Raw genomic sequence first — 2,538 nt, forward strand, 5'->3', positions numbered from 1 at the left:
GTAAGCATCCGGCGAAGACCGCGCGCGGGTCATTTTCGGCTCAGGCGGCTTGATCAACGTTCCGGATGGCAGAGCGCCAATTCCATGGCAGCAGTTCGTCGAGCCTTTGGACGGGATGCTCCGCGATGCGCGCCAGAGCGTCGGCGAGCCAGGCTTGCGGATCGACGTCGTTCATCTTGGCGGTGACGATCAGGCTGTACATCACGGCCGCCCGCTCGCCGCCGCGATCCGAGCCGCAGAACAACCACGACTTCCGACCTAAAGCGATGCCGCGCACGCCACGCTCCGCCGCATTGTTGGACAGGCAGATGCGGCCGTCATCGAGGAAGCGGGTAAATGCGCTCCAACGCTTGAGCATGTAGTCCATGGCCTTGGCGACATCGTTGCTGCGCGAGAGCTTGGCGCGTTGCTCGCGCATCCAGGCTTCTAAATCGGCGATCAGCGGCGCGCTCAATTCCTGGCGGACGGCCCGGCGCCGTTCGGGCGTCTCGCCGTTGATGCCTCGCTCGATCTCGAACAGGGCGTCGATCCGGCGGACTGTTTCCAGCGCCAGCGGCGAGATCACTGCCGGCTTCTTGCCCTGAGCCTTGCGACGCGCATTCTCGGCCAGATCAGCCATCACGAAGAACGGCCGCCGGGCATGGACCCAGCACGCGGCTTCCAGGATCGGACCTGCGTTGCGGCCCGGTTCGTAAAGCCTGCCATAGCCGCCATAGGCATCGGCCTGGAAGATTCCGCTGTAGTTGGCCAAGTGAGCCTGGGGATGCTCGCCGGCCCGATCGCGCGAGTAATAGAACACCGCCCCTGGCGGGGCCTGCCCTCCAAAAGGCTTGTCGTCGCGCACATAGACCCAGATCCGGCCGGTGTCGGTCTTGGCTTTGGCCAGGACCGGGATCGTAGTGTCGTCCCCGTGCAATCGCTCGGCGCTCAGCACATGGGCCTCGAGGCGCCGGAACAAGGGCATCAACGCGGCCGTACAACCGCCGACCTGGTCGGCGAGGGTCGACAGACTGATCGGCACACCCTCCTTGGCATAGCGCTCCGCTTGCCGGTTCAGCGGCTGATGTTGACCAAACTTCTCGAACAGCACCATCGCCAGCAGGCTTGGCCCCGCCCAGCCGCGGGCAAGCACATGGAATGGCGCCGGAGCCTGGCTGATCTTCTCGCAATCACGGCAAGTAAACTTCTCGCGGACGTGCTGGATCACTTTCCAGGATTTCGGGATCACCTCCAGCGTCTCGGTGATGTCCTCGCCGAGCTTGGACAGCCGTGCGCCGCCACAGCAGGCGCACGCCACAGGTCCCGGCACCATCACCCGCTCGCGAGGCAGATGCTCCGGGAACGGCTGGCGTGACGGCCGCTTGCGCGTGAACGACGCCACCTTCGTGGTTTTGGCCGTGGCCATTTCGGCGGTGAGTTCGTCCTCCGTCGCCGAACTCTCCAGCTCCTCCAACGTCAGTTCAAGCTGATCCAATAGCCGCGCGGTACGCTCCGAGCGCGGACCATGGCGGTCGCGGTTAAGTTTCTCGATCTGCAGCTTGAGATGGGCGATCAGCGCCCGGTTGTCGGACTGCTCAGCGCGGGCGGCCGCAGCCTCCGCGCGAGCAACGATCAATGCCGCTTTCAGCGTTTCGACGTCGTCTGGCAGCGATTCAAGGCCGTCACCCATGGCCCCGATGGAATCACAAAAGGAGCGATTTGAGGCGTCTTTTCTTCCGCACCTCAGAACTTTTTGAGCCTATCCCGCGCTCTGTGGCCGCCACGTATGCTGCGGGTTGCGCCAGTCGATCGCCTCCAGCAGATAACTCATCTGGGCCGCGGTCAGCCCCACCACACCGCTCACCGTCGCCGGCCAAACAAAACGGCCACGGTCCAACCGCTTGGCGTAGAGCGACAGTCCAACTCCATCGTGCCACAAGGCCTTGATCAGCGAACCGCCGCGTCCGCGGAACACGAAGACATCTCCGGCGAACGGATCACGACCAAGGCTTTCCTGCACCAATAATGACAAACCCTGCATGCCCTTGCGCATGTCGGTGTGGCCGGTCGCAATCCAGATCCGTGCGTTCGAAGCGACCGGTATCATCGACGCTCCAGAACCTGCAGCACCCGCGCCAGCGCTGCCGCATCGACGCTGGCGTCGACAATCACGCGACGATCCCTGCCAATCACGATCACCATCTGCCCACTCGGCGGTGTGGCAGCAACCGCCGGCTCGACCTCAGCGGCCAGGACGACCCGCGCAAAGCCAGATTGTTCGCTTTGAGGGCTGATCGGCTCGGGCCCGAACGCGCGACGCCACGTCATCAGCAACGAACGTGATATGCCATGCCGCCGCGCCGTCGACGATATAGCGCGCGGCGCTTCAAAGCTCTCGGTCACGATCCGCAGCTTCTCGTCATCCGACCAGCGCCGACGACGACCAGTCTCGACCACCTCAAGCCGTTCAAGCTGAGTACTGCGCTTATGGCTGTCCATACGGACTGTTACGCACCAATTGGACTAATCCAACAAGGCGGCCCTCGCCGGAGGGAGACG

General features: G+C 63.9%; 3 protein-coding genes. All 3 read right to left on the bottom strand.

What is annotated here, in order from left to right:
* Window positions 1-40: 40 nt before the first annotated feature.
* The 3 genes from tnpC to tnpA all read right to left on the bottom strand — a co-directional run bounded on the left by tnpC (window position 41) and on the right by tnpA (window position 2,478).
* Window positions 41-1,669: an IS66 family transposase gene (gene tnpC / locus ABIC09_RS37320; RefSeq protein ID WP_354037457.1), complete on the bottom strand. Its 1,629-nt coding sequence runs from the start codon at window positions 1,667-1,669 to the stop codon at window positions 41-43.
* 69 nt (window positions 1,670-1,738) lie between these two features.
* Window positions 1,739-2,086 carry an IS66 family insertion sequence element accessory protein TnpB gene (gene tnpB, locus ABIC09_RS37325; RefSeq protein WP_148755213.1) on the bottom strand — a complete coding sequence of 116 codons (348 nt, stop codon included), beginning with the start codon at window positions 2,084-2,086 and terminating at the stop codon, window positions 1,739-1,741.
* On the bottom strand, window positions 2,083-2,478 hold the full coding sequence (gene tnpA / locus ABIC09_RS37330) for an IS66-like element accessory protein TnpA (RefSeq protein ID WP_148755214.1): 396 nt from the start codon (window positions 2,476-2,478) through the stop codon (window positions 2,083-2,085). The genes tnpB and tnpA overlap by 4 nt, the downstream gene beginning before the upstream one ends.
* Between the last annotated feature and the right edge of the window lie 60 nt (window positions 2,479-2,538).

It is taken from the genome of Bradyrhizobium sp. S3.12.5, assembly GCF_040548225.1.
GTDB classification, from domain to species: Bacteria; Pseudomonadota; Alphaproteobacteria; order Rhizobiales; family Xanthobacteraceae; genus Bradyrhizobium; species Bradyrhizobium cytisi.

Coding starts and splice junctions, on each gene's coding strand:
- tnpC (WP_354037457.1), bottom strand. CDS start 1,669: ATGGGTGACGGCCTTGAATCGCTGCCAGACGACGTCGAAACGCTGAAA.
- tnpB (WP_148755213.1), bottom strand. CDS start 2,086: ATGATACCGGTCGCTTCGAACGCACGGATCTGGATTGCGACCGGCCAC.
- tnpA (WP_148755214.1), bottom strand. CDS start 2,478: ATGGACAGCCATAAGCGCAGTACTCAGCTTGAACGGCTTGAGGTGGTC.